This is a genomic window from Neisseria blantyrii (assembly GCF_962747855.1).
Classification (GTDB): Bacteria; Pseudomonadota; Gammaproteobacteria; order Burkholderiales; family Neisseriaceae; genus Neisseria; species Neisseria viridiae.
Genome location: NZ_CAUIZY010000004.1, coordinates 87266 through 111255 on the forward strand (window position 1 = coordinate 87266; position 23990 = coordinate 111255).

Consider the following 23990-nt stretch of genomic DNA (forward strand, 5'->3'; position numbering starts at 1 on the left):
TACCCCCCCAGATTTCTTTATTATGTCAACCGTAACAATTGTTTTGTTATGTAAAAGCCAACTGCCATACCACGGGACACACATACAGTTCGGTCCTATGTGCGTCCCAATTTAGAAAAGCTTACCTTTCAAACATACTAATATCCTGACGGGTAGGAATGAAACAACCAAGAAAATTTTGATGAACATCGCACTACCTTTATCCGACAAAATACAAAACAGGCTGTTTTTCCTTACCGTCCTTGCAACAGTATGTTTCCTGTTTTATCCGAAATACCTGCCGATGAACGACCTGCCGCAGCACGCCGCGCAGGTTGCCGCCTTGGATGATTTGCTCAAACACCGCAGTCCGTGGGCAGATATGCTGCAAATAAATTGGGATACGCCTTATCTGACCGTTTACGCCCTATGGTTGGCGCTGTATCAGTTTATGGGCATTAATGCTTCTTCCAAGGCTTTGGTCGCCCTCGAATTTTTATTTTTCATTTATACGGCAGTCAAAATGAGGAAGGAAATGGGGGCGGAAAGGATGACCGACTGGGTCGCGCTGACCTGCTTTTTCGGATTTGCCTTTCAATGGGGCTTTGTCGGCTACATTATGGGCATTCCCGTCGGCATACTGTTTTTCATTGCCAACAAGCGTTGGATTGAAAATCCCTCGGCAAAGATGCTTGCCGCCGTTGCCGCATTGGGGATATGGTCGTACTTCTCCCATATTCTGACCTTTTCATTTTTCTGCTTGCTTTCATACGGATACTTTCTTTTCAGAATCAAAGAAATCCCTTGGAAACAGCGTTTTTCCCTGACAGCCGCCTATCTCTTTTTCGCCGCCCTTTTGGCACGTTATACCGCAAAACCCAACCCCGTCTCCTATAAGGCATTTGAAGACAACTTTATCCAACATTCCTTTTGGGACAAAATACTGGAAATTGCCTACCTGCCTTGGAATATGTCGGTCCTGTTCTACTACGACATTGCCTGCCTTTTCCTCTTTGCCGCCCCCATAGCGGCAAACTGTCGCCCCACTCGGGAAAAAAGCCGGTACGTCCCGCTGCTTGCCTGTCTTGCGGTTTATTTCCTGATGCCTCATTTTACCTTTCAAACCAGCTTCCTTTACGAACGCTTCGCCCTGTTCGTCCCTATTTTTTATTATCTGATTTGGGAAAAGAAACCGGAAACGCCGGGCAGGACCGCAGCAAAAATATCGGAAGCAGCCTGCCTGTTGTCCGCCTTATGCATCGCCGCGCTAACGGGCAAAGCCTACCTTAACAACGTCCTTTTTGACCGCTCGCAGAAGCTGGCTGATTTTATAAAGATTTCCCAAATGATGGAAAACGGCAAAAAAGTCCTGACTGTCAACGACCCCTTGTCCATCAGCGAAAGCAGCCTGACTTCGGGCGGAGAGTTCTTCCATATCGCACAATGGTATCAGGCCGAAAGGCAGGGGTGGGCGGATTACAGCTTTGCCTCGGCGCACGCTATGCCCGTCCGCATGAAAATGAAAGAAATGTATGACGGGTACAGTCAAGTCAGGTTTTTGTCCGAATATAACCTGACCCGGAAAACAGACTGCCGCCGCTATGACTACCTGCTTATCCTGACCGCCAACCATACGTCGGACGCATTGGAAAAACTGCTTGCCGCCAATCCCTCCTGCTCCCGTGTTTCCCATATCAAGACCATAGGGGAATGGTCGCTTTTCAGACGGCATTGATATGCGGCTCAAACGGTTCGCGCGCTACGGCACGGTCGGCATCATCAGCACCCTAATCCATATCGCCGTTTTTACCGTGCTGTCAAGCCGGCAATATTCCGCCGCCGCCGCAAACCTCACGGCATTTGCCGCAGCCTCAGCATTCGGTTTTGCCGCAAATGCAAGATGGACGTTCGGTACAAAAGCTTCCTTCAAACGCTATGCCTGTTTCGTACTGCTTATGGGTTTTGCGGCATCGGCAAGCGGTTTGGCATCGGATGCCCTTGCTATGCCGCCGCAGGTCGCTGCCGTCGGATTTTCCGCCATCAGTCTGATATATGGCTACCTGTGCTCGAGTTACCTTGTTTTTGCCCAAACAAAAGGAAAACCATGAAAATATCGCTTATCGTCCCGGTGTGGAATGAAGAAGCCGCCATTCCGATCTTCTAGCGTGCCGTTAGGGAAAGCAGGGGGCTTCAAAAATACGAAGTCGAAATCGTCTTCTGCAACGACGGGAGCACAGACAATACGGAAACCGTTTTGGAAAACCTCGCCCTTGCAGACCCCTTGGTCAAACCGCTGCACTTTACACGCAATTTCGGCAAGGAAAACGCCCTTTTCGCCGGCTTGGAACACGCATCGGGCAATGCCGCCATTCCGATTGACGTCGACCTTCAAGACCCCATAGAGCTGATTCCGACTATGCTCGAAAAATGGCGTGCCGGCGCAAAAACCGTATTGGCAAAACGCATCGGGCGGGCGCAAGACCATCCGCTCAAAAGATGGAGCGCGTCCTTCTTCTATAAACTTTACAATAAAATCAGCCCCGTCAGAATTGAAGAAAATATCGGCGATTTCCGACTAATTTCACGCGACATCATCGACACCGTTATCAAAATGCCCGAACGAAACCTCTTTATGAAAGGATTGCTTTCCTGGCCGGACAGAGGGGAAGTTGTCGAATACACCCGTCCGAAACGCATCATCGGCCATACCAAATTCAATGCCTTGAAACTTTGGAATCTCGCTTGGGACGGCATTACCGGATTTTCGACCGTCCCGCTCAAAATATGGACGTATATCGGCTTTTTGTTTGCATTTACCGCATTTTTATACGGCTCATTGATTATTCTCCGAACGCTCGTCTATGGAAAAGATATTCCCGGTTACCCGTCGCTTTTGGCCTGTATCCTGTTTCTCGGCGGAATCCAGCTCATCGGTATCGGCATACTCGGCGAATATATCGGACGTATCTATATCGAAACCAAACAGCGTCCCCGATATATTTTAAAAAACCGAAAGAAAGGATAATAAAATGGATGTGAAAGAAAGCGGTATTTTGGGCGACAGCATCAACAGCCATTGGTATTACGCATCCAAAGCACTTGCCGTTGCCAATCTTTTAAAAGGCAGAACCTTCCGCAAAGTGCTGGATGTCGGCGCAGGCTCCGCCTTTTTTTCACACTTCCTGCTGGAAAATTCCGATATACGCGAAGCATTGTGCATCGACACCGCCTACACGGGTGAAAAAGATGAGGCATATCGCGGCAAACCGATTCATTTCCGCCGCACCATCGGCATGAGCGATGCCGACCTGGTTCTGATGATGGATGTTTTGGAACACGTCGAAGACGACAAGGCAATGCTTGAGGACTATATCGAAAAAGTCCCTTCCGGTACGGAATTCCTGATTTCCGTACCCGCCTTCCAGTCCCTATGGAGCGGGCACGACGAATTTTTGGGGCATTACCGCCGCTACCGCCTGACACAGCTAGAGAACTTAATCCGCAGCACCGGGCTGTCCGTCCTCGGGGGGAACTATTATTTTGGCGCAGTATTCCCCCTTGCCGCAACCGTCCGCCTGCTCGGACGGTTGAGATCCGGACAAAATCCCAAATCCCAACTGATGCGGCACCATCCCGTCATCAACCGCATACTGGCTTCAATATGCCGCCTTGAAATCTGCATACAAAAAAGCAACCGCTGCGCGGGGCTGACCGCCTTTTGCCTTGCAAGGAAAAAATAAAACCAATGCCGTCTGAAACTTTTCAGACGGCATTTTTCCAATCGGTTAAAATACGCGGTCTGTTTTTTTAGGAACGCACCGTGCTTGCCTCCGCCATCGACTTCATCCTCCATATCGACCGACACCTTCTTGCGCTGTCGGCGCAATACGGCATTTGGATTTACGCCGTTTTATTTGTCGTCGTGTTTTGCGAAACCGGCCTGATTGTTACACCGTTTTTACCGGGCGATTCGCTGCTGTTTGCGGCCGGCGGTATTGCCGCGCTGGGTGGTATGGATATTCATTTGATGGTTGTGTTGTTGATGTTTGCCGCCATACTCGGCGACGCGCTCAATTTTACCGTCGGCAAATATTTCGGCGGCAGGCTGTTCGCCAATCCCGATTCTAAAATCTTCCGACGCGAATATCTCGATAAAACCCACCGTTTTTACGAAAAACACGGCGGGAAAACCATCATCATTGCCCGTTTTGTGCCCATCGTCCGCACCTTTGCCCCCTTTGTTGCCGGTATGGGGAAAATGCACTATGCTAAATTTATCCGCTACAACATCATCGGCGGCGTGTTGTGGGTTATCCTGTTTTCTTATGCAGGCTATTTCTTTGCCAACTTCCCCGTCGTGAAAAACAATCTGGGCTTGGTAATGGGAGGCATCATTATTGTTTCCGTCCTGCCCGGCATCATCGAAATCGCCCGCGCCAAACTTGCGGCAAAATCCAAACGTTAACTGTTGGGAATTGACATTATGAATATATTATCCGTAGAAAACGCTTCCTTTGCCGTCGGCCATGTCGCCCTGCTCGACAAAACGTCCTTCCAACTCGACAGCGGCGAGAAAATCGGCTTAATCGGCCGCAACGGCGTGGGTAAGTCTTCGTTTCTGAAAATTCTCGCCGGCGTGCAAAAGCTCGACGACGGGCAGATTATTGTTCAAAACAACCTCAAAATCGTTTATGTGCCGCAGGAATCCTTTTTTGATAAGGAAGCAACCGTATTTGATACCGTTGCCGAAGGTTTGGGCGAAATTCGCGATTTATTGCGCCGTTATCATCACGTCAGCCATGAGTTGGAAAATGGTTCGAGTGAGGCTTTGTTGAAAGAACTCAACGAATTGCAGCTTGAAATCGAAGCGAAGGACGGCTGGAAGCTGGATGCAGCGGTGAAGCAGACTTTGGGCGAACTCGGTTTGCCGGAAAACGAAAAAATCGGCAACCTCTCCGGCGGGCAGAAAAAACGCGTCGCCTTGGCGCAAGCTTGGGTGCAAAAGCCCGACGTATTGCTGCTGGACGAACCGACCAACCATTTGGACATCGACGCGATTATCTGGCTGGAAAACCTACTCAAAGCCTTTGAAGGCAGCTTGGTTGTGATTACCCACGACCGCCGTTTTTTGGACAATATCGCCACGCGCATCGTCGAACTCGATCGCGGTATTTTGCGTTCCTATCCCGGCTCGTTCTCCAAATACAGCGAGAAAAAAGCGCAAGAGTTGGCAGTCGAGGCGGAACATAACCGCCTGTTTGACAAATTCCACGCGCAGGAAGAAGCATGGATACGCAAAGGCATCGAAGCGCGCCGTACCCGCAACGAAGGCCGCGTGCGCCGTTTGGAAGAACTGCGCCGCCAGCGCGCCGAACGCCGCAATGTGCAGGGACAAGTCAACTTCAAGCTCGACAGCGGCGAGAAAAGCGGCAAAATCATTGCCGAACTGGAACACGCCTCGTTTGCCTACGGCGACAAAGTCATCATGGACAAATTCTCCGCTATTTTGCAGCGCGGCGACAAAATCGGCCTAATCGGCCCAAACGGCATCGGCAAAACCACATTTTTAAAACTGATTTTGGGCGAACTCAACCCGACTTACGGCAGAATCCGCATCGGCAGCAAGCAGGAAGTCGCCTATTTCGACCAATTCCGCAGCGCGTTGAACGAAAACGACACCGTGTTTTACACGCTCGGACAGGGCAACGATTACGTCGAAATCGGCGGCAAGAAAAAACACGTCATGAGCTATTTGGAAGATTTCCTGTTCCATCCAGCCCGCGCACAAAGTCCTGTTTCATCGCTCTCCGGCGGTGAACGCAACCGCCTTTTGCTGGCAAAACTCTTTACCCGTCCTGCTAATATTTTGGTCTTGGACGAACCGACCAACGACTTGGACATCGACACCCAAGAGTTGCTCGAAGATTTGCTGCGCGATTACCAAGGCACGGTATTCCTCGTCTCGCACGACCGTATGTTCCTCGACAATATAATTACCCAAAGCATTGTTTTCGAAGGACAAGGCCGTCTGAAAGAATACATCGGCGGCTATCAGGACTATATCGACGCAAAATCGCGGGAAGATAAAATTCAGACGGCAGCCGCACCCAAAGCATCCGATGCCGAACCCGCCAAAGAAAAACCCAAAGCCAACCGCACGGTCAAACTGTCCTACAAAGAACAGCGCGAACTCGACGCCCTGCCCGATGAAATCGCCGCTTTGGAAACCGAGCAGGCTGAAATCAATACCCAACTTTCCGATCCTGAAATTTTCAAAGATTACGAAAAAGCAGGCGCATTGCAAAACCGTGCCGAAGAAATCGAAATGCTGCTTTTGGAAAAGCTGGAACGCTGGGAGCTGCTGGAAACCAAACAGAACGGCAATGCCGTCTGAAATCAAATAGGAAGAAAAAATGTTCAAACGACCTGAAGAAATCATTGTCCTGATACTTGCCGTCCTCTGGATTGCCGGTACGTATTTTCTCGCCGCCCTGTTTGGAGCGGATACTTATACCGTGTTAAAAATCACTGCCCTTACCCTGCTTTGGTCTGCCGCATCATTCCTCCTTTGGCAAAAAAACCTCAGCCGGCATATCTGGCCGCTGCTGCTCGGCTGCCTGACTGCCTGTTGGTGGCCGTATCTGAATCAATCGGTCACACCCGGTTCTTTACCTTGGTATGCATCATGGACGTTCAAAACCATCTTAGCCCTGATTCCCGTAACCGCAGGTTATCTGTTTAAATGGAAACAATACCGGCAGCGCAAAACAAAGCCGTAAGCCCGTCTTTTTTCAGACGGCATCTCCGGTCAGACTGTCAACAATTCCGATAAAATGCTATACTCGCACCCCTTATCATGCCGTCTGAAACCGCCTTTTGGGGAAGCAGAAATGATCAGCAAGCAAGAATACCAAGCCCAAGCCGCCCAAGGCTACAACCGCATCCCGCTCGTGCAAGAACTCCTTGCCGACTTGGATACGCCGCTTTCCCTCTATCTCAAACTCGCCAACCGCCCCTATACCTACCTGCTCGAATCCGTTGTCGGCGGCGAACGTTTCGGTCGCTATTCCTTTATCGGACTGCCTTGCAGCCACTATCTCAAAGCCAGCGGCAAACACGTTGATGTTTACCAAAACGGCGAAATCGTCGAGCAACACGACGGCAATCCGCTGCCCTTTATCGAAGCCTTCCACAACCGCTTCAAAACGCCCGAAATCCCAAGCCTGCCTCGCTTTACCGGAGGATTGGTCGGCTACTTCGGTTACGAAACCATCTACAATTTCGAACACTTCGCCCATCGCCTGAAAAACAGCGCCAAAGCCGACACGCTCGGCACGCCCGACATCTTGCTGATGCTGTCGCAAGAGTTGGCGGTTATCGACAATTTAAGCGGTAAAATCCACCTCATCGTTTACGCCGATCCCTCGCAGCCCGACGGCTACGAACGCGCCCGCGAACGCCTCGAAGACATCCGCACTCAATTGCGCCAAAGCTGCGCCATCCCGCTCTCGCTCGGCAGCAAACACACTGAAGCCGTCAGCGGGTTCGGCGAAGAGCCGTTCAAAGCCTGCGTCAACAAAATCAAAGACTACATCTTCGCAGGCGACTGCATGCAGGTCGTCCCCAGCCAGCGCATGAGCATGGAATTCACCGACAGCCCGCTCGCCCTCTACCGCGCCTTGCGCACGCTCAATCCTTCGCCTTACCTCTTTTACTACGATTTCGGCGATTTCCACATCGTCGGCTCCTCGCCTGAAATCCTCGTCCGCCGCGAACGCGACGATGTCATCGTCCGCCCCATCGCCGGCACGCGCCTGCGCGGCAAAACCCCCGCCGAAGACCTTGCCAATGAACAAGACTTATTAAGCGACGCCAAAGAAATCGCCGAACACGTCATGCTTATCGATTTAGGGCGCAACGACATCGGCCGTATCAGCAAAACAGGCGAAGTCAAAGTAACCGATAAAATGGTGATTGAAAAATACTCCCATGTGATGCACATCGTTTCCAACGTCGAAGGCCGTCTGAAAGAGGGCGTTACCAATATGGACATCCTCGCCGCCACCTTCCCTGCCGGCACACTTTCAGGTGCACCCAAAGTCCGCGCCATGGAAATCATCGAAGAAGTCGAACCGAGCAAACGCGGCATCTACGGCGGCGCCGTCGGCGTATGGGGTTTCAACAACGACATGGATTTGGCAATTGCCATCCGCACCGCCGTGATTAAAAACAATACCCTCTTCGTCCAAAGCGGCGCAGGCGTAGTTGCCGACTCCAATCCTGAATCAGAATGGCAGGAAACGCAAAACAAAGCCCGAGCAGTGGTTCGGGCGGCGCAGATGGTGCAGGAAGGGTTGGATAGGTAAACTTGGCGTTTTAGACAGCCTTTAAGGAATCAACAGGCCGTCTGAAAATCCAAACAATAAGCAGCAATCGTTTGATTAAAACAACTACCTTTACCGCGTCATTCCCACGCAAGCGGAAATCCAGAAATTTGAAATGACGGGAATCTCTAAATATTTCCAAAAAATTGAGGCCTAAATTTCCGCCTGCACAGGAACGACGGATTAACGGTTTCAGACAACCTGAAATAAACAGTAGAACACAGACAAATTAAACCGCTATGAATAAATCCCCCATCCTCCCACCCGCCATACTCGGCATCCTCGGCGGCGGACAATTAGGCAGAATGTTTACCGTTGCCGCCAAAACCATGGGCTACAAAGTCACCGTTCTTGACCCCGATCCGAACGCTCCGGCGGCGGAATTTGCCGACCGCCATTTGTGCGCGTCGTTTAACGACCAAGCCGCTTTGGACGAATTGGCAAAATGCGCGGCAGTTACCACCGAATTTGAAAACGTCAATGCCGATGCGATGCGCTTTTTGGCAAAGCATACCAACGTTTCCCCCAGCGGCGACTGCGTTGCTATCGCGCAAAACCGTATTGAGGAAAAAGCGTGGATACGCAAAGCGGGATTGCAAACCGCGCCGTATCAAGTGGTTTGCTGTTCAGACGACATCAACGAAGCAAGCGCGCAATTTTTGCCCGGCATCCTGAAAACGGCTACGTTGGGCTACGATGGCAAAGGTCAAATCCGCGTCAAAACGGTGGATGAACTCAAAGCCGCGTTTGTCGAACACGGCGGCGTGGATTGCGTTTTGGAAAAAATGGTGGATTTGCGCGGCGAAATTTCCGTTATCGTATGCCGTCTGAACAATGACAATGTGCAAACCTTCGACCCCGCCGAAAATATCCACGAAAACGGCATCTTGGTTTATTCCATTGTCCCTGCGCGGCTGAGTGCCGACGTGCAGCAGCAGGCGCGGCAGATGGCAAAACGCTTGGCGGACGAATTGGATTATGTCGGCGTGTTGGCGGTGGAAATGTTCGTCGTCGGCGACACGCACGAATTGGTCGTCAACGAAATCGCCCCGCGCCCGCACAATTCCGGCCACCATACGCTGGATGCCTGCGCTGCAGACCAGTTCCAACAGCAGGTACGCATTATGTGCAACCTGCCGCCTGCCGACACCAAATTATTATCGCCTTGCTGTATGGCGAATATTTTGGGCGACGTTTGGCAGGAAGGCGGCGGCGAACCGGATTGGCTGCCCTTGCAAAGCCGGCCGGACGCACACCTGCACCTATACGGCAAAAAAGCCGCACGGAAAGGGCGGAAAATGGGGCATTTCACCGTTTTAACCACCGATTCGGACACCGCATTTCAAGAAGCAAAAAAACTGCATCAGTCCCTATAATCCGACCAACGGCACAGATGCCGTCTGAAACCGCCGACATACCGCCATGAGCCTGCTGACACTGTTACGCCCCGCCACCGTGCAAGACTGCAAAGACATCTTCAACGTCCACCTGCATTCCGTCCAATACACCTGCATCCTCAGCTACAACGAACACGCCCTAAAAGTATGGGAAGGCCTGTTAAACACAGAAAGCTACCTGCCGACCATTTCCGACCCCGGCAAAGCACTTTGGGTTGTCGAATACAAAGGCAACATACAGGGATTTTTCCAAATTGACTGCCAAGAAGCACAACTCGATGCGCTTTACGTCCACCCCCTGTTCCACAACCTCGGACTGGGCACTGCCCTGCTCCGTCAGGCAGAAACCATCGCCCACAAATCCGGTTTGAGCTTTCTGAAACTCTACGCATCGCTCAACTCCGTCCCGTTTTACCTCCTCAACCGCTACGAATCGCTCGGTTCGGCAGTATTGCAGCTTGACCCCAGCATCAAAATCAAATGCGAACTGATGCGCAAACACCTCTGACCCGTCCTTATAACCAAAACTGATAATCTTCAAATCAAACATTATTTCCACAAGCGCAGACAGCCGTATAAAGTTGCCCCATCTACCAACCGACAGGATACGCACATGAAAACCTACGCACCGGCACTCTATACCGCAGCCCTGCTCACCGCATGCAGCCCCTCTGCAAACCCAGATAATCCGTCAGGGCAAAATATCCCGGCAAATACCGAATCCGACGGTAAAACCATTGCCCTGCTCAATGCCTCATACGATGTAGCACGGGATTTCTACAAAGAATACAACCCATTATTTATCAAAGAATACCAATCCAAACATCCCGGCACATCCGTCAGTATCCAACAGTCCCACGGTGGTTCCAGCAAACAGGCATTATCCGTAGCCAACGGCCTTCAAGCCGATATCGTCACCATGAACCAATCCTCCGATATCGACCTCCTCGAAAAAAAAGGACTGGTACAAAAAGGCTGGAAACAAGCCCTACCAGACCATGCCGCCCCCTACACCAGCACCATGGTTTTCCTTGTCCGAAAAAGCAATCCGAAACAAATCCACGACTGGAATGACCTTGCCAAAAACGGCGTTAACATCGTCATCGCCAATCCCAAAACCACAGGCAACGGACGCTATGCATTCCTCGGCGCGTACGGCTACGGCTTGAAAGCGACCAACGGCAACGAACAGGAAACCCAAAAACTCGTTGCAGCCATTCTCAAAAACACCCCTGTTTTTGAAAACGGGGGACGAGCCGCCACCACCACCTTCACACAACGAAACATCGGCGACGTACTCATCACTTTTGAAAACGAAGCCAACTACGTCAGCAAAAAACTGACAAAAGGACAATTCGAGATTGTTTATCCCAGCTACACCATTTCCGCCGAAAGCCCCGTCGCCGTCGTAAACAGCGTCGTCGGAAAAAAAGGCACACAGGAAGCCGCCCAATCCTATCTCGAATACCTTTGGAGCGAATCGGCGCAAGAACTCGCCGCATCGCTCTACCTGCGCCCGCGTAACGCCGAAGTATTGGCACGGCACAAAGCCGACTTCCCAGACTTAGACACCTTCTCTCCCGAAGAAAAATTCGGCGGCTGGGAAAAAATCATGAAAACCTACTTCGCCGACGGCGGCATGCTCGACCAATTAAGCACTAAAAAATAAACATCATCCCGCCCAAACCGCCTGATGCCGTCTGAACCACTTTCAGACGGCATCGTCCAAACCGCCGCAAGCCCATCCTGGCAAGCCCAAACAAATTCCCCTACAATCACATTTTCAAGCCAAAATAACGACAAAACAAATAACAGGAAAAAACATGAATACCGACTTCCAAAACATCCTCAAACAATTGGGCAAACAGGCCAAAAAAGAAGCGGCAGAAAAACAGGAAGCCGAAAAAAACAAGCAAAAACAAGAACAGGATTTGGATTTTTCACAAGCAGTCGGACAAGTCTCCCCATTAAAAAACCGGCAACAATATTATGCACCGCCCGACAAAACCCCCATCAAAGTCCGTCCCAAAGACAACCGCGCCGACGAAGAAAACTATTTCTACATCGGCAGCACACACAATGAACCGCCCGCCAGCTTCAGCAAAAACGGACAGGGAAAAAACGACATCCAACGCCTGAAAAACGGATACTATCCCGTCGTTACCGATGTCGACCTGCACGGCTACAACCAAGAAGAAGCCCAAAAAGTCCTCAACGAATTCATTGCATTCACCCAAAAACGCGGCGTATGCGGCGAAATCATCCACGGCAGCGGATTAGGTTCCAAAGGCTACAAACCCGTTCTGAAAAACATGACCCGCAACTGGCTGATGCAGCACCCCGACGTACTCGCCTACGTCGAACCCCGGGAAGGCAACGACGGCTGCGTCCGCATCCTGCTCAAACGCAAATTAAGGCAGCAAGACTGACAAATTTCTCCGACAGACTTGGCAGCACCGCACAATATCCGTATAATTTGCAAACCATTTCTGGGGGCGACCTTGGTTTCGACGGGGGTTGCGAAGCAGATGCGGGCATACCGGGGTCTCAGATTCCCGTAAAACACTGAATTCAAATAGTCGCAAACGACGAAACTTACGCTTTAGCCGCTTAAGGCTAGCCGTTGCAGCAGTTGGTCAATGGGCTGTGTGGCGAAAGCCACCGCAACGTCATCTTACATTGACTGGTTTCCTTCCGGGTTACTTGGCAGGAAATAAGACTTAAGGTAACTGGTTTCCTGAAGGCCTGTTGGTCGGCATGATGGAAATAAGATTTTCAAATAGACACAACTAAGTATGTAGAACGCTTTGTAGAGGACTTTCGGACGGGGGTTCGATTCCCCCCGCCTCCACCATACCCTATTTTCAGCAGTATCCTGTAATACGCATAAAGCCTTGAAATTAAACAGTTTCAAGGCTTTTTTGTTGCCTCGGATACGACGAGCTATACCTGAATTCTCATCATTTATGGGGGAAGCTTGCCACAAGTTACCTTAAAACAGAAGAAAATGCCAAAGCCAACATTACTGCCGACAAATCGGCAATGCAAAAAGCTGCAAGCTTCCAGCCAATTATCAGGCTGTTACACACTTTTGTGCTTACACAAGCTATCCGCAAACACGCACCCTGTTGCAGTTCCCCCCCATGTATTCGCCCACCCGTATGAATTGCGCCTATATATGCTGGTATGAAATCAACCGGGTGGTGGGATAATACTGCAAAGACATTGTTGCGGTATGTGTTATCATTGCCGCAAGAACAGCGGGATAAAGTCTGCTTATTGATAAAAATATCGGAGTAGGTCATGCCGTCTGAACTGTATGTCAGCCGAGAAATAAAAGTATTTTTAAGTAGGAAAACCGCCCCGTCCGAATTGTTCGACTATCTGTCGGCTGGAATTGACAGGGAGGCAGCCGAGCAGATGCAGAGCGAGTTGTGGGCAGCGTATTTTCGATTGCGGATTTGTCCGTGTGTGCGAATGGATACTTGAGGCGGCTGAAAAGTCCGAGTGGGTCAAACCGTACAAGTCCGATTTGAAAACCGCTCCGGAAGCAGACCCGGGATTAAAATCCGCATAACCAAAAGGCCGTCTGAAACCGTTTCAGACAGCCTTTAAAACATCTTCAAGGATAAAAAGCGAAACGCGACTGGAATTTGATACGCCATATCCTGACCAAATTGGAAAATGAACCCAACCCCGACCGCTGGCTCGTTTCCACCTGTATCGAAAGTTGGACAAAGGAAGCAGCCGCATATCATCTGTGGCTCTTGATACAGGACGAACTGATTGCGGGCAAATGCAACCGCGAACAGCCGGGCAATGGGTTTGCCTGTTACGGCATCTGCCTGACGTGGGCGAGGCATAAGTTTCTCGCTTCCATCCGCAGCGATACGGCTTGGCGGTGCATCCGCAGCCTGTTGAAGGAAAAAGCGGTGGATTTGTCTTTTGAAGCCATCAAAGCCGCCGCACTGAAACTGTTGGAGGTGCGAATGCAAGGGTTTGAACGGCGGCATGGCAATGCCGCCCTACGGCTGTCGGAAGCCGACCCAAGATTCAAAGCCGAATAACCAAGCAAATGCCGTCTGAAAAGATTTCAGACGGCATTTCATACACAATCGCTTATGCTTTTTCTTTTTGGCGCATTTTTTCCGCCATCAGTTCGTGCAGGGTTTTCTTCGCCGGTTTCATCGGTACGCGGTTTTGCGTCCAACCCAACTGTTTGCGAGGGGTCAGGTTGCGGAACTTGGTGGCTGCCCAACCGAAGGCGCGGTAGGTTTTGCTGCCGCTGAAAATACCGTTGAATGTGCGCCACGCCATTTGTTCGCCGAAGGTATGCGATGCGCCTTGCCCTCGGATGGGGTGCGGCACGGTTTCGGTCGGCGAACGTTGCGCTTCAACGCGCAAACGCTGCATTTGTTCGGTAATCGGGATGCGTACCGGGCAGACTTCCACGCACGCGCCGCACATCGTACAGGCGGTCGGCAGGTCGCGGGTGGCATCCAGACCCAACAGGTGCGGGGAAATAATCTCGCCAATCGGGCCGGGATAGGTTGTGCCGTATGCCGCGCCGCCGATGCGGGTATAAACCGGGCAATGGTTCATACACGCGCCGCAACGGATACATTGCAGGGTGCGGCGCATTTGGTCTTCGGCATAAGCCTGGCTGCGGCCGTTGTCGAGCAGAACCAAGTGCATTTCCTGCGGGCCATCTAATTCCTCACTGCGGCGCGGGCCGGTAATCATATTGAAATAGGTTGTGATGTTCTGACCGATGGCGGAACGCGGCAGCAGGCTGTACAAGGGTGGGATGTCAGACAATTTCGCCACCACTTTTTCAATACCGGTAATAGCGATATGCACGGGCGGAACGGTGGTACTCAAGCGGCCGTTGCCTTCGTTTTCGACCAGACACAGCGTACCCGTTTCGGCAACGGCGAAGTTTACGCCGCTCAAACCAACATCGGCAGTGCTGTAAATATCGCGCAGGGCTTTGCGGGCGAAGCCGGTCAGTTGGTCCACGTCGTCTGTAAGCGGTGTACCGAGGTTTTGGTGGAACAGTTCGCTCACCTGTTCTTTGGTTTTGTGAATGGCGGGCATCACGATATGGGTCGGTTTTTCGCCTGCCATTTGGACGATGAACTCGCCCAAGTCGCTTTCCACCGCTTTAATGCCTTTTGCTTCAAGATAATGGTTCAGCTCGATTTCTTCGCTGACCATCGATTTGCCTTTGACCATCAGCTTGCCGTTTTTGGCTGTGATGATGTCGTGGATAATTTGGCAGGCTTCGGCAGGGGTTTCCGCCCAGTGTACTTTCACGCCCAGCTTGGTCAGGTTTTCTTCCAATTGCTCCAACAGCGCGGGCAATTTGGACAGGGAACGCTGACGGATGTGTTCGCACAAATCGCGCAGGCTTTGCAGCTCTTCTTCGTCGGTCAAAACGGCTTTGCGTTTGGTCATCAGCATATCCATCGCGGTACGCAGACTTTTACGCAAAGGCTTGTCTTGAAGGGAAATTGCAGCGTTTTGTTTGAAAGTTTCCGGCTTCATGTGGAACTTGATGGTTTGCGTAGTCATGCGTTTTCCTCCAAATTGGCAGGGGAAATGTGGTCGGGCAGGATGGCGAGGATGACCAAATCACGCGGCCCGTGTGCGCCGTAAGCAAGCGTCAGTTGGATGTCTGCGGTTTTGGACGGGCCGGAAATCAGGAATACATTGGTCGGCATACCGTTTTCCACCAGTTTTTCACCTTCGACGGCGTTATGAAACTCGTTGTACATCTTGGACGTATCGAACAGGCAGAAATGCACGGGCGGAACGAGGCTCAAGGTGCGCGGTTCTTCGGGGCTGGAAAACAGCATCAGCGTGCCGGTGCGGGCGATACCGCATTGTGCGCCGCTGAAGCCTGCATCGATGTTTGCGAAAAACTCGGTTTTCCAAGTATCGATTTCGCGCTCGAAGGCAATCGGTTCGATATTGCTGCCTGCCAGCGCGGCACGCGCCAGTTGCCCGTGCTCGGTTGCGAGAGGCAGAAGGATGTTTTTCAAACCCTTGCCTTCTGCCGCTTCGCGGAAAACTTGCATCCAATTGCTTTTCGTTACCCAATAGATTTCGGTTTTGACCGCACGCATTGCGGCAGCCCAATGTTTCAAACGCTCGGCTTCGCTGTCCCAGGAAACACCCTTTTCTCGGTAATAATCGAAAACTGCAGGCTCTTCCATCGGCAAGGCATCGGCTTTTTTCAGTTTTGCCAAAATATTTTCGCGCGCGCTCATACTTTGCCTCCGGTGCGTTCCAACAAGAAGGATGCGATATGTTTCGGACGCGGCATATCTGGCTCGTCCTTGGCGATTTTGCCGCCGATGTTCATCATACAGCCGCAATCCGCGCTGATGATTTCGGTCGCACCGGTTTCTTTCAGCGCGGCGACTTTGTCGGTTACCATCGCGCCGGAAATATCGGCTTGTTTGACGGAGAATGTGCCGCCGAAGCCGCAACATTCGCTTTCGTGGTCGTGGACGATACGTTCAACGTTTTCCATACCGTCAATCAACTGCCAGCCCGAGAGATGGACATTCATCTCACGGCGTGCGGCGCAGGAAGTGTGAACGGCGACTTTGACCGGTTCGCCCTTGTCTTCGGGTTTGAAACCGATGGCAAGCAGGAAATGGGTAAACTCGATGATGCGGCCGGCGCAATCAACCGCTTTGGATTCGTATTCTGTGTTTTTGAACAGGGTGGGCCAATGGTGCTTCATCATACCGCCGCACGAGCCGGACGGTACGACAATCGGCCAGTTTTCGGGGAAAAGGTCGAGTTGCGCCTTGGCGACATCAAACGCCTCGTCCGGATGTCCGGAAGAGTAGGCGGGCTGGCCGCAGCAGCTTTGCGCCATCGGGAAATGGACGCGTATGCCCTGCTGCTCGATTAGGGTAATGGCATCCATACCGGCTTCGGGCATAAAGAGATCGAGGACGCAGGTGCCGAAAAAATAGACATCGGTCGGATTACTGTCGTATCGGATGATTTTTGGGGGAATGGTTGCGCTCATTTTTTTCGTTAACGGGGATGCCCGTTTTTCTGTCGGAAGTTAAGCGGCTACTTTAAGTAATTGACTGTTGCGGGTCAAGTGTAATTTTAAAAAATAATCTGATTTTCCTTGCGGCTTCCCGAGCTGATGCTTGCCCTGCCTTGTTTCGCCTATTTTGATAATAGTAATCATTATAATAAAATGGCGTTTCATTTATTTGTAAACGTGTAAGGTTTGCGCCTTCCCGCCGTTCAGACGGCATTTGGAAGCGGTCGCGGCGTGAGAATGGGGTACAATCGCCCTATGGAAAAAAATACCCTATCCGCCCGCGCACCATCCCCTTGGCTGCCGCTTCTGCTGGCAATTGCCATTTTTATGCAGATGTTGGATGCGACCATTTTAAATACCGCCCTGCCCGAAATTGCCGCCGACCTGAACGAACCGCCTCTGGATATGCAACTGGCAGTCGTTGCCTATACGCTGACTGTTGCCCTGCTGATGCCTTTGAGCGGTTATTTGGCGGACAGGTTCGGAACGAAAAAAGTCTTTTTCGGTTCGATTGCCGTTTTTATGCTCGGATCGGCATTGTGCGCCGCATCGGGTTCGCTGTTTGAATTGACGCTTTCCCGTGTCGTTCAGGGCATCGGCGGTTCGATGCTGGTTCCGATTCCGCGCCTGACCATCCTGCGCGCGTATGAAAAATCGAAGCTGCTCAACGCCATCAATTATGCGGTTATGCCCGCATTAATCGGACCGGTTTTAGGGCCTGTGGCGGGCGGCTATCTTGCCGAATACGCTTCGTGGCACTGGATTTTCCTGCTCAACCTGCCCATCGGTCTGCTGGGTTTCATATTGGGACGCAACATCATGCCCGATATTAAGGACTGCGATACTTCTTTGGATTTTAAGGGTTATCTGATTTTTTCAGCCTCCGCCTGCCTGCTGCTGTCGGCAATGGAGGGGATGTCCCACGCTCTGCCTCCGTTTTTGACCTTGTCGGCGCTGTGTGCGGGGTTGCTGTCTGCATACGCTTATTTCAAACATATGAAAACGGCGGCACGTCCGATTTATTCCGCCGACCTGTTTCTGATACGCACCTTCCGTCTGGGGCTGGCGGGCAATCTGTTCAGCCGTATCGGCATCAGTTCGATCCCCTTCCTGATGCCCCTGATGTTTCAAGTCGCTTTCGGTTTCGGCGCAAGCCTGTCGGGTTGGCTGATCGCACCCGTCGCCCTGTCTTCGCTGCTGGTCAAACCGCTGATTGCACCGCTCATGAAACGTTTCGGCTACCGCACGGTACTACTTTGGAACACCAAGCTGCTTGCCGCCTTCATCATGCTGCTCGCCCTGCCTGATGGAAACGCGCCGCTGTGGATTTGGATTTTCCTCTCGCTGGCGATCGGCGCGTGCAACTCCCTACAGTTTTCTGCCATGAACACACTGACCCTCGCCGATTTGCGCCCGCAACAGACCGGCAGCGGCAACAGCCTGATGGCGGTCAACCAACAGCTTGCCATCAGCATGGGCATTGTTGCCGGCGCATTAATCCTTAAAAACTGGACATTTCTGATACCGGCTTCTTCAGGTATGCATTCCGCCTTCCGTATGACCCTGCTCAGTATCGGCGGCATTACCCTTGCATCATCGCTGGTTTTCAAGCGTCTGCACGTTTCAGACGGCGCAAACCTGACACGGAACACACCGTCCTAAAGCGGTCCGCACGCAAAACTTTTACCCGTTTCAACGTTTGGATTATGATGCCGCACTTCCATGCGCGCCAACCCCAAAACACAGGCAATGCCGTCTGAACCGATTTCCTATGAAAACACGCAGCCTCCTTCCCTTGTTGTTCCTCCTGCTCTGCTCGTGCGCCGCATGGCTGCCGCCCTTGGACGAACGCACGGAAAGCCGCCATTTTGACACTGCTTCCCCCGTCCGTTTGGATAAAGTCCTGCACATCCGCCATTTCCCGTCCGACAGCCGCCTGTCCAACATTTACCTGCTCGACGACCCCCACGAAGCCTTTGCCGCCCGCGCCGCCCTTATCGAATCTGCCGAACACAGCCTCGATTTGCAATACTACATCTGGCGCAACGACATTTCCGGTCGGCTGCTGTTCAACCTGATGTACCTTGCCGCAGAACGCGGCGTGCGCGTACGCCTGCTGTTGGACGACAACAACACGCGCGGCTTGGACGACCTCCTGCTCGCCCTCGACAGCCACCCCAATATCGAAGTGCGCCTGTTCAACCCCTTCGTCTTCCGCAAATGGCGCGCACTCGGCTACCTGACTGACTTCCCCCGCCTCAACCACCGTATGCACAACAAATCCTTTACCGCCGACAACCGCGCCACCATACTCGGCGGACGCAATATCGGCGACGAATATTTCAAAGTCAGGAACGATACCGTTTTTGCCGACCTGGACATCCTCGCTACCGGCAGCGTCGTTAGCGAAGTTTCATACGATTTTGACCGCTACTGGGCAAGCCATTCCGCCTACAATGCCACGCATATCATCCGTCGCGGAGACATTCCGCATGGACTTCAAGAACTCGGCTACGACGATGAAACCGCCAGACAAGCACTCCTCCGTTACCGTGAAACCATCGAACAATCCCCACTCTACAAAAAAATACAAAACCGGCAGATTGACTGGCAAAGCGTCCAAACCCGCCTAATCAGCGACGATCCCGACAAAGGGCTGGACCGCGACAGCCGCAAACCGCCGATTGCCGATAGCCTGCAAAACGCCCTCAAACAACCCGAAAAAAGCGTCTATCTGGTTTCACCCTATTTCGTCCCTACAAAATCCGGCACAGACGCACTGGCAAAACTGGTGCAGGACGGCATAGACGTTACCGTCCTGACCAACTCGCTACAGGCGACCGACGTTGCCGCCGTCCATTCCGGCTACGTCAAATACCGAAAACCGCTGCTCAAAGCCGGCATCAAACTCTACGAGCTGCAACCCAACCATGCCGTCCCCGCCACAAAAGACAAAGGCCTGACTGGCAGCTCCGTAACCAGCCTGCATGCCAAAACCTTCATTGTGGACGGCAAACGCATCTTCATCGGCTCATTCAACCTCGACCCCCGTTCCGCACGCCTCAATACCGAAATGGGCGTTGTCATCGAAAGCCCCAAAATCGCAGAACAGATGGAGCGCACCCTTGCCGATACCACACCCGAATACGCCTACCGCGTTACCCTCGACAGGCACAACCGCCTGCAATGGCACGATCCCGCCACCCGAAAAACCTACCCGAACGAACCCGAAGCCAAACTTTGGAAACGCATCGCCGCAAAAATCCTATCCCTGCTGCCCATAGAAGGTTTATTATAGAAATGCCGTCTGAAACACCTTCAGACGGCATATCCGAACCCGCAAAGGAAAAACCATGTTTCCCCTCGACAAAACCCTTTTCCTCTGTCTCAGCGCACTGCTCCTCGCCTCATGCGGCACGACCTCCGGCAAACACCGCCAACCGAAACCCAAACAGACAGTCCGGCAAATCCAACCCGTCCGCATCAGCCACATCGACCGCACACAAGGCTCTCAAGAACTCATGCTCCACAGCCTCGGACTCATCGGCACGCCCTACAAATGGGGCGGCAGCAGCACCGCAACCGGCTTCGATTGCAGCGGGATGATCCAATTCGTTTACAAAAACGCCCTCAACGTCAAACTGCCGCGCACCGCCCGAGACATGGCGGCGGCAAGCCGCAAAATCCCCGACAGCCGCCTCAAGGCCGGCGACCTCGTATTCTTCAACACCGGCGGCGCACACCGCTACTCACACGTCGGACTCTACATCGGCAACGGCGAATTCATCCACGCGCCAAGCAGCGGCAAAACCATCAAAACCGAAAAACTCTCCACACCGTTTTACGCCAAAAACTACCTTGGAGCGCATACTTTCTTTACAGAATAGCGGCGACACACCGCAACAAAACAAACGGCAGCATGGCAATGCTGCCCTACGGTTTCAACCCGCAGCCGTAAGTCGGGCATTTATACCCGACAAAAAACGGTCGCTGTTCAAAATTGCCATCCCAACAAAAAATGCCGTCTGAAACACAAAAGTATTTCAGACGGCATCTTCAAATCGAAGGTCAGTTAATCAGATACCCTTGGATTTCTTTGGTTTTCGCATTGATTTCTCTGGTACGGCAGTCGGATTGTGCCACGCCGTATTCGTCGCCGTCGGCACATTTGGCATTCAAACCATTCTGCCAGTTTCGGTATTCGGGCATAACGGTTTCGGCAATATCGGCGGGCAATGCCTGAACCGCACCATCCAATGCCGCCTTGGCAGTCCTTTCTTTTTTATCTGCTTCCCTGATAATTTCGTCAATCACTGCTTTCTTGCGGTTGTGCAGCTCTTCCAAGCGTGCTTCGGTTTCCGCCGTTTTGCATGCCAGTTCACTGATTTTTATGCCGTTTGGCGTTTCACTTTCGGCTTTTGCCTTGCTGGCACAGATTTTATCCATCCCGCTTTTCCATGTTTTCTGTGAGGCTTGCAGCTTGTTTTGGACGGTTTGCGGCAGACCTTTCCAAAATTGTTCAAACTCGCCGCGCGACAATTTGTAGCGCTCCTCCCATTCTGATACGCGGGCTGCCTCCTGTTCTTGGCTCAATGCCTCCTGCGCCGCCGCTTCTTCTGCCTCCCTCGCTTCCTGCGCGGCGGCTTCTGCCGCTTCAAGTTCTTCGTTCCTTTGTTTCGCTTTGTCCAACGGCTCTTTAATCAGTGCCATAGACACCAGCTCGCTGAGTGGATGGATAATATCGTGTGCCTGATTCAGTTCGGCAAAGATTTTGCTTTTGTCGTCTGTCGGCTGGACGCTGTAAGAAATGGTTTTAACGTAATATGCACCTTCTTTACGGTAGTAACGTTCAAAAAAATCGGGCGTTTTCTTATAGCTGTTGCCTATGGATTGGTTGGCGGCTACGGCATAATCGACAACATCGTCGGGCACGTCCAGTTTCAACGTGGCTTCACATTTGAGTTTGCTGGACGTGTCGGTTTTTTCGGTGGTTCGCACTTCATCGATGCTGATGCCCAAGCGTTCGACCATACTGCGGATATGCGCTATGCCGATGTCGGCAAATGCCTGGTCTTTGAATGCGTCGTCGTCAAAGGTTTTGACGGTTTCACCCTCGACATTGTCGCGGACGAGTTTGACCAAAATCTCTTTAGCCTCTTCGCTTCCGCAGGAAACTTCATTTTCGGAAAACAGGTTGCCTATTCCCAAACGGTCGCAGCCCGACAAAATCAGCATACTTGCCAATGCCAGTGCGGGTAAGTTTTTTTTCATCGGATTTCCTTTTCCGTCCAAACGGACTGTCGGTCTGCCCGTATATTCCCGCTCACGCCTGATGCGGGATGTATGGCTGTGAATGTCTGAAATGGTGCGGCGCATTATACGGGATTGCGGGATGCCTTTGACCCGTTTTCAAACCCGTATCGTGCAAAATGCCGTCTGAACACCTTTCAGACGGCATTTTGCCCCGGGGTTTATGATTTGCGGTTGGTTTGCAGGTAGAGGTTGATCAAGCGTTCGGTCGAGCTGTCGTGCTTTTGCGGCACGGTTTCGCCGGTCAGTTCGCCCAAAATGGTTTTAGCCAGTTGTTTGCCGAGTTCCACGCCCCACTGGTCGAAGCTGTTGATGCCCCAAATGATGCCTTGTACGAAGGTTTTGTGTTCGTACATGGCAATCAGGCTGCCCATATTGCGGGGGTTGACCTTATCCATCAGGATGAGGTTGGTCGGGCGGTTGCCGGAGAAGGTTTTGTGCGGGACCAGCTCTTCGATACGCGCCTCATCCATACCCTGCGCTTTGAGTTCGGCGCGGACTTCGTCGGGGGTTTTGCCGCGCATAAAGGCTTCTGCTTGGGCGAAGACGTTGGCAAGCAGGATTTCGTGGTGTCCGGGCAGGTTGCTGCGTTTTTCAAGCGAGGCAATCAGGTCGATGGGGGTAATGTGCGTGCCTTGGTGCAGCAGTTGGAAGAAGGCGTGCTGGCCGTTGATGCCCGTTTCGCCCCAGATAATCGGCGAGGTTTCGTGTCCGACTGCTTTGCCGTCCAACGTAACCTGTTTGCCGTTGCTTTCCATATCGAGCTGCTGGATGAATTTGGGCAGGCGGTGGAGGTGTTGGTCGTAAGGCGCGATGACGTGGCTGCCGCCGCCGTAGTAGTTGATGTACCAGATGCCGATGAGGGCGAGGATGACGGGCAGGTTGCGCTCGAGCGGGGTGTTGATGAAGTGTTGGTCCATCAGGTGCGCGCCGTTGAGCATTTCGATAAAGTTTTCTTCGCCCAAATAGAGCATGATGGGCAGGCCGATGGCGGACCACAGGCTGTACCGGCCGCCGACCCAGTCCCAAAATTCGAACATATTGGCGGTGTCGATGCCGAATTCGGCGACGGCTTTTTGATTGGTGGAAACGGCGGCGAAGTGTTTGGCAACGGCTTCTTCGTCGCCCGCATGATTCAAAAACCATTCGCGCGCGGTCAGTGCGTTGGTCAGCGTTTCCTGCGTGGTAAATGTTTTGGAGGCGATGATGAACAGCGTGGTTTCGGGGTGGACTTTGGACAATACGTCGCGCAGTTGCGAGCCGTCCACGTTGGAGACGAAGTGCATATTGAGGCGCGGATGACCGAAAGGTTTGAGCGCGGTACACATCATCAGCGGGCCCAAATCCGATCCGCCGATGCCGATGTTGACAACGTCGGTAATCACTTGGTTGGTATAGCCCAGCCAGCTTCCGCTGCGGACTTCGTGTGCAAATTCGCCCATACGTTGCAAAACGCGGTTGACTTTGGGCATAACATCTTCACCGTCAACCACAATCGGCGAATTGGTGCGGTTGCGAAGGGCGACGTGGAGGACGGCGCGGTTTTCCGTCGTATTGATTTTTTCGCCGTGGAACATCTGCCGCATCCGCTCCGGCACGCCTGCTTCGCGGGCAAGCTCGAACAAAAGCGACATGGTTTCGTCGTTGATGCGGTTTTTGGAGTAGTCCAGCGTCAGTCCGCCGACCTGCAGCCAGTAGCGTTCCGCACGCTGCGGGTCTTGCTCGAACATTTCGCGCATATGCAATGTTTTGCTGTCGTCAAAGTGGTTCCACAATTTCGACCATGCGGGTAAGTCGTGAAGGTGTTTCATCTGTATGCTCCTGAATGAGGTTTTTTGTTGTGGG

Annotated in this window: 23 protein-coding genes, 1 other RNA gene and 2 pseudogenes; 19 read left to right on the forward strand and 7 right to left on the reverse strand. The window is 52.3% G+C overall.

Going from position 1 to position 23990, the window contains the following annotated elements; genetic code table 11:
- Nucleotides 1–181: 181 nt before the first annotated feature.
- From Q9J80_RS05095 to Q9J80_RS05165, 16 genes and pseudogenes are all read left to right on the forward strand, one after another.
- A complete protein-coding gene (locus tag Q9J80_RS05095; RefSeq protein WP_301673354.1) occupies nt 182–1714 on the forward strand; it encodes a hypothetical protein in 1533 nt (510 codons plus the stop codon).
- 1 nt (nt 1715) lies between these two features.
- A complete protein-coding gene (locus Q9J80_RS05100; protein WP_301673355.1) occupies nt 1716–2087 on the forward strand; it encodes a GtrA family protein in 372 nt (123 codons plus the stop codon).
- Between the two features lie 95 nt (nt 2088–2182).
- A pseudogene (locus Q9J80_RS11010) lies at nt 2183–2569 on the forward strand (glycosyltransferase family 2 protein); the annotation flags it as partial.
- Nucleotides 2570–2611: 42 nt separating this feature from the next.
- Nucleotides 2612–3004, forward strand: a complete 393-nt coding sequence (locus tag Q9J80_RS11015) for a hypothetical protein (RefSeq protein WP_500796406.1) — start codon at nt 2612–2614, stop codon at nt 3002–3004.
- 4 nt (nt 3005–3008) lie between these two features.
- Nucleotides 3009–3719, forward strand: a complete 711-nt coding sequence (locus tag Q9J80_RS05110) for a class I SAM-dependent methyltransferase (RefSeq protein WP_301673356.1) — start codon at nt 3009–3011, stop codon at nt 3717–3719.
- An 80-nt stretch (nt 3720–3799) separates the two neighbouring features.
- A complete protein-coding gene (locus Q9J80_RS05115; RefSeq protein WP_304671581.1) occupies nt 3800–4444 on the forward strand; it encodes a DedA family protein in 645 nt (214 codons plus the stop codon).
- A gap of 18 nt (nt 4445–4462) precedes the next feature.
- Entirely contained in the window at nt 4463–6373 is a 1911-nt protein-coding gene (locus Q9J80_RS05120) for an ATP-binding cassette domain-containing protein (protein WP_304671580.1), read from the forward strand.
- A 19-nt stretch (nt 6374–6392) separates the two neighbouring features.
- Entirely contained in the window at nt 6393–6758 is a 366-nt protein-coding gene (locus Q9J80_RS05125) for a hypothetical protein (protein ID WP_304671579.1), read from the forward strand.
- 111 nt (nt 6759–6869) lie between these two features.
- Nucleotides 6870–8345 carry an anthranilate synthase component I gene (gene trpE, locus Q9J80_RS05130; protein WP_304671578.1) on the forward strand — a complete coding sequence of 492 codons (1476 nt, stop codon included), beginning with the start codon at nt 6870–6872 and terminating at the stop codon, nt 8343–8345.
- A 257-nt stretch (nt 8346–8602) separates the two neighbouring features.
- Entirely contained in the window at nt 8603–9739 is a 1137-nt protein-coding gene (locus tag Q9J80_RS05135) for a 5-(carboxyamino)imidazole ribonucleotide synthase (RefSeq protein WP_301673360.1), read from the forward strand.
- 46 nt (nt 9740–9785) lie between these two features.
- Nucleotides 9786–10268: a GNAT family N-acetyltransferase gene (locus Q9J80_RS05140; protein WP_301670225.1), complete on the forward strand. Its 483-nt coding sequence runs from the start codon at nt 9786–9788 to the stop codon at nt 10266–10268.
- Nucleotides 10269–10373: 105 nt separating this feature from the next.
- Nucleotides 10374–11429 carry a sulfate ABC transporter substrate-binding protein gene (locus tag Q9J80_RS05145; protein ID WP_301673361.1) on the forward strand — a complete coding sequence of 352 codons (1056 nt, stop codon included), beginning with the start codon at nt 10374–10376 and terminating at the stop codon, nt 11427–11429.
- Between the two features lie 154 nt (nt 11430–11583).
- Nucleotides 11584–12189: a Smr/MutS family protein gene (locus Q9J80_RS05150; protein ID WP_025458343.1), complete on the forward strand. Its 606-nt coding sequence runs from the start codon at nt 11584–11586 to the stop codon at nt 12187–12189.
- 62 nt (nt 12190–12251) lie between these two features.
- Nucleotides 12252–12614: a transfer-messenger RNA gene (gene ssrA, locus Q9J80_RS05155) on the forward strand.
- Between the two features lie 449 nt (nt 12615–13063).
- Nucleotides 13064–13249, forward strand: coding sequence for a hypothetical protein (locus tag Q9J80_RS05160; RefSeq protein ID WP_234403402.1), 186 nt, complete (start codon nt 13064–13066; stop codon nt 13247–13249).
- A gap of 161 nt (nt 13250–13410) precedes the next feature.
- Nucleotides 13411–13827, forward strand: a pseudogene (locus tag Q9J80_RS05165) (DUF2513 domain-containing protein); the annotation flags it as partial.
- Nucleotides 13828–13879: 52 nt separating this feature from the next.
- On the opposite strand, the gene Q9J80_RS05170 reads toward Q9J80_RS05165, so the two are convergent.
- Genes Q9J80_RS05170 through Q9J80_RS05185 form a run of 4 tightly spaced genes read right to left on the reverse strand, consistent with a single transcriptional unit; the run spans nt 13880 to nt 17049 of the window.
- The gene (locus tag Q9J80_RS05170) at nt 13880–15334 is read right to left on the reverse strand and encodes a LutB/LldF family L-lactate oxidation iron-sulfur protein (protein WP_301670221.1); all 1455 of its coding nucleotides are present in this window, start codon (nt 15332–15334) and stop codon (nt 13880–13882) included.
- Complete coding sequence (locus Q9J80_RS05175) at nt 15331–16032, reverse strand: LutC/YkgG family protein (protein ID WP_301673362.1); 702 nt, start codon at nt 16030–16032, stop codon at nt 15331–15333. Before Q9J80_RS05175 ends, Q9J80_RS05170 begins: the two co-directional genes overlap by 4 nt.
- Nucleotides 16029–16808, reverse strand: a complete 780-nt coding sequence (locus Q9J80_RS05180; protein ID WP_301670219.1) for a (Fe-S)-binding protein — start codon at nt 16806–16808, stop codon at nt 16029–16031. The genes Q9J80_RS05175 and Q9J80_RS05180 overlap by 4 nt, the downstream gene beginning before the upstream one ends.
- Before the next feature lie 52 nt (nt 16809–16860).
- The gene (locus tag Q9J80_RS05185) at nt 16861–17049 is read right to left on the reverse strand and encodes a hypothetical protein (protein ID WP_301673380.1); all 189 of its coding nucleotides are present in this window, start codon (nt 17047–17049) and stop codon (nt 16861–16863) included.
- On the opposite strand from Q9J80_RS05185, the gene Q9J80_RS05190 reads away from it, so the two are divergent.
- The 3 genes from Q9J80_RS05190 (at nt 17022) to Q9J80_RS05200 (ending at nt 20722) form a co-directional block, all read left to right on the forward strand.
- Nucleotides 17022–18497 carry an MFS transporter gene (locus Q9J80_RS05190; RefSeq protein WP_301673363.1) on the forward strand — a complete coding sequence of 492 codons (1476 nt, stop codon included), beginning with the start codon at nt 17022–17024 and terminating at the stop codon, nt 18495–18497. The two genes, Q9J80_RS05185 and Q9J80_RS05190, sit on opposite strands and share 28 nt — an antisense overlap.
- 109 nt (nt 18498–18606) lie before the next feature.
- Entirely contained in the window at nt 18607–20133 is a 1527-nt protein-coding gene (locus tag Q9J80_RS05195) for a phospholipase D family protein (protein ID WP_301673364.1), read from the forward strand.
- Nucleotides 20134–20188: 55 nt separating this feature from the next.
- On the forward strand, nt 20189–20722 hold the full coding sequence (locus Q9J80_RS05200; protein WP_107819294.1) for a C40 family peptidase: 534 nt from the start codon (nt 20189–20191) through the stop codon (nt 20720–20722).
- A gap of 181 nt (nt 20723–20903) precedes the next feature.
- Here the strand turns inward: Q9J80_RS05200 and Q9J80_RS05205 are convergent, their stop codons facing one another.
- From Q9J80_RS05205 to pgi, 3 genes are read right to left on the reverse strand one after another with little or no spacing between them, the layout of a single operon-like run.
- Nucleotides 20904–22106, reverse strand: coding sequence for a DUF1311 domain-containing protein (locus Q9J80_RS05205; protein WP_301673365.1), 1203 nt, complete (start codon nt 22104–22106; stop codon nt 20904–20906).
- A 52-nt stretch (nt 22107–22158) separates the two neighbouring features.
- The gene (locus Q9J80_RS05210) at nt 22159–22293 is read right to left on the reverse strand and encodes a hypothetical protein (RefSeq protein ID WP_300905760.1); all 135 of its coding nucleotides are present in this window, start codon (nt 22291–22293) and stop codon (nt 22159–22161) included.
- Nucleotides 22294–22306: 13 nt separating this feature from the next.
- Nucleotides 22307–23956 carry a glucose-6-phosphate isomerase gene (gene pgi, locus Q9J80_RS05215; protein WP_107819296.1) on the reverse strand — a complete coding sequence of 550 codons (1650 nt, stop codon included), beginning with the start codon at nt 23954–23956 and terminating at the stop codon, nt 22307–22309.
- Between the last annotated feature and the right edge of the window lie 34 nt (nt 23957–23990).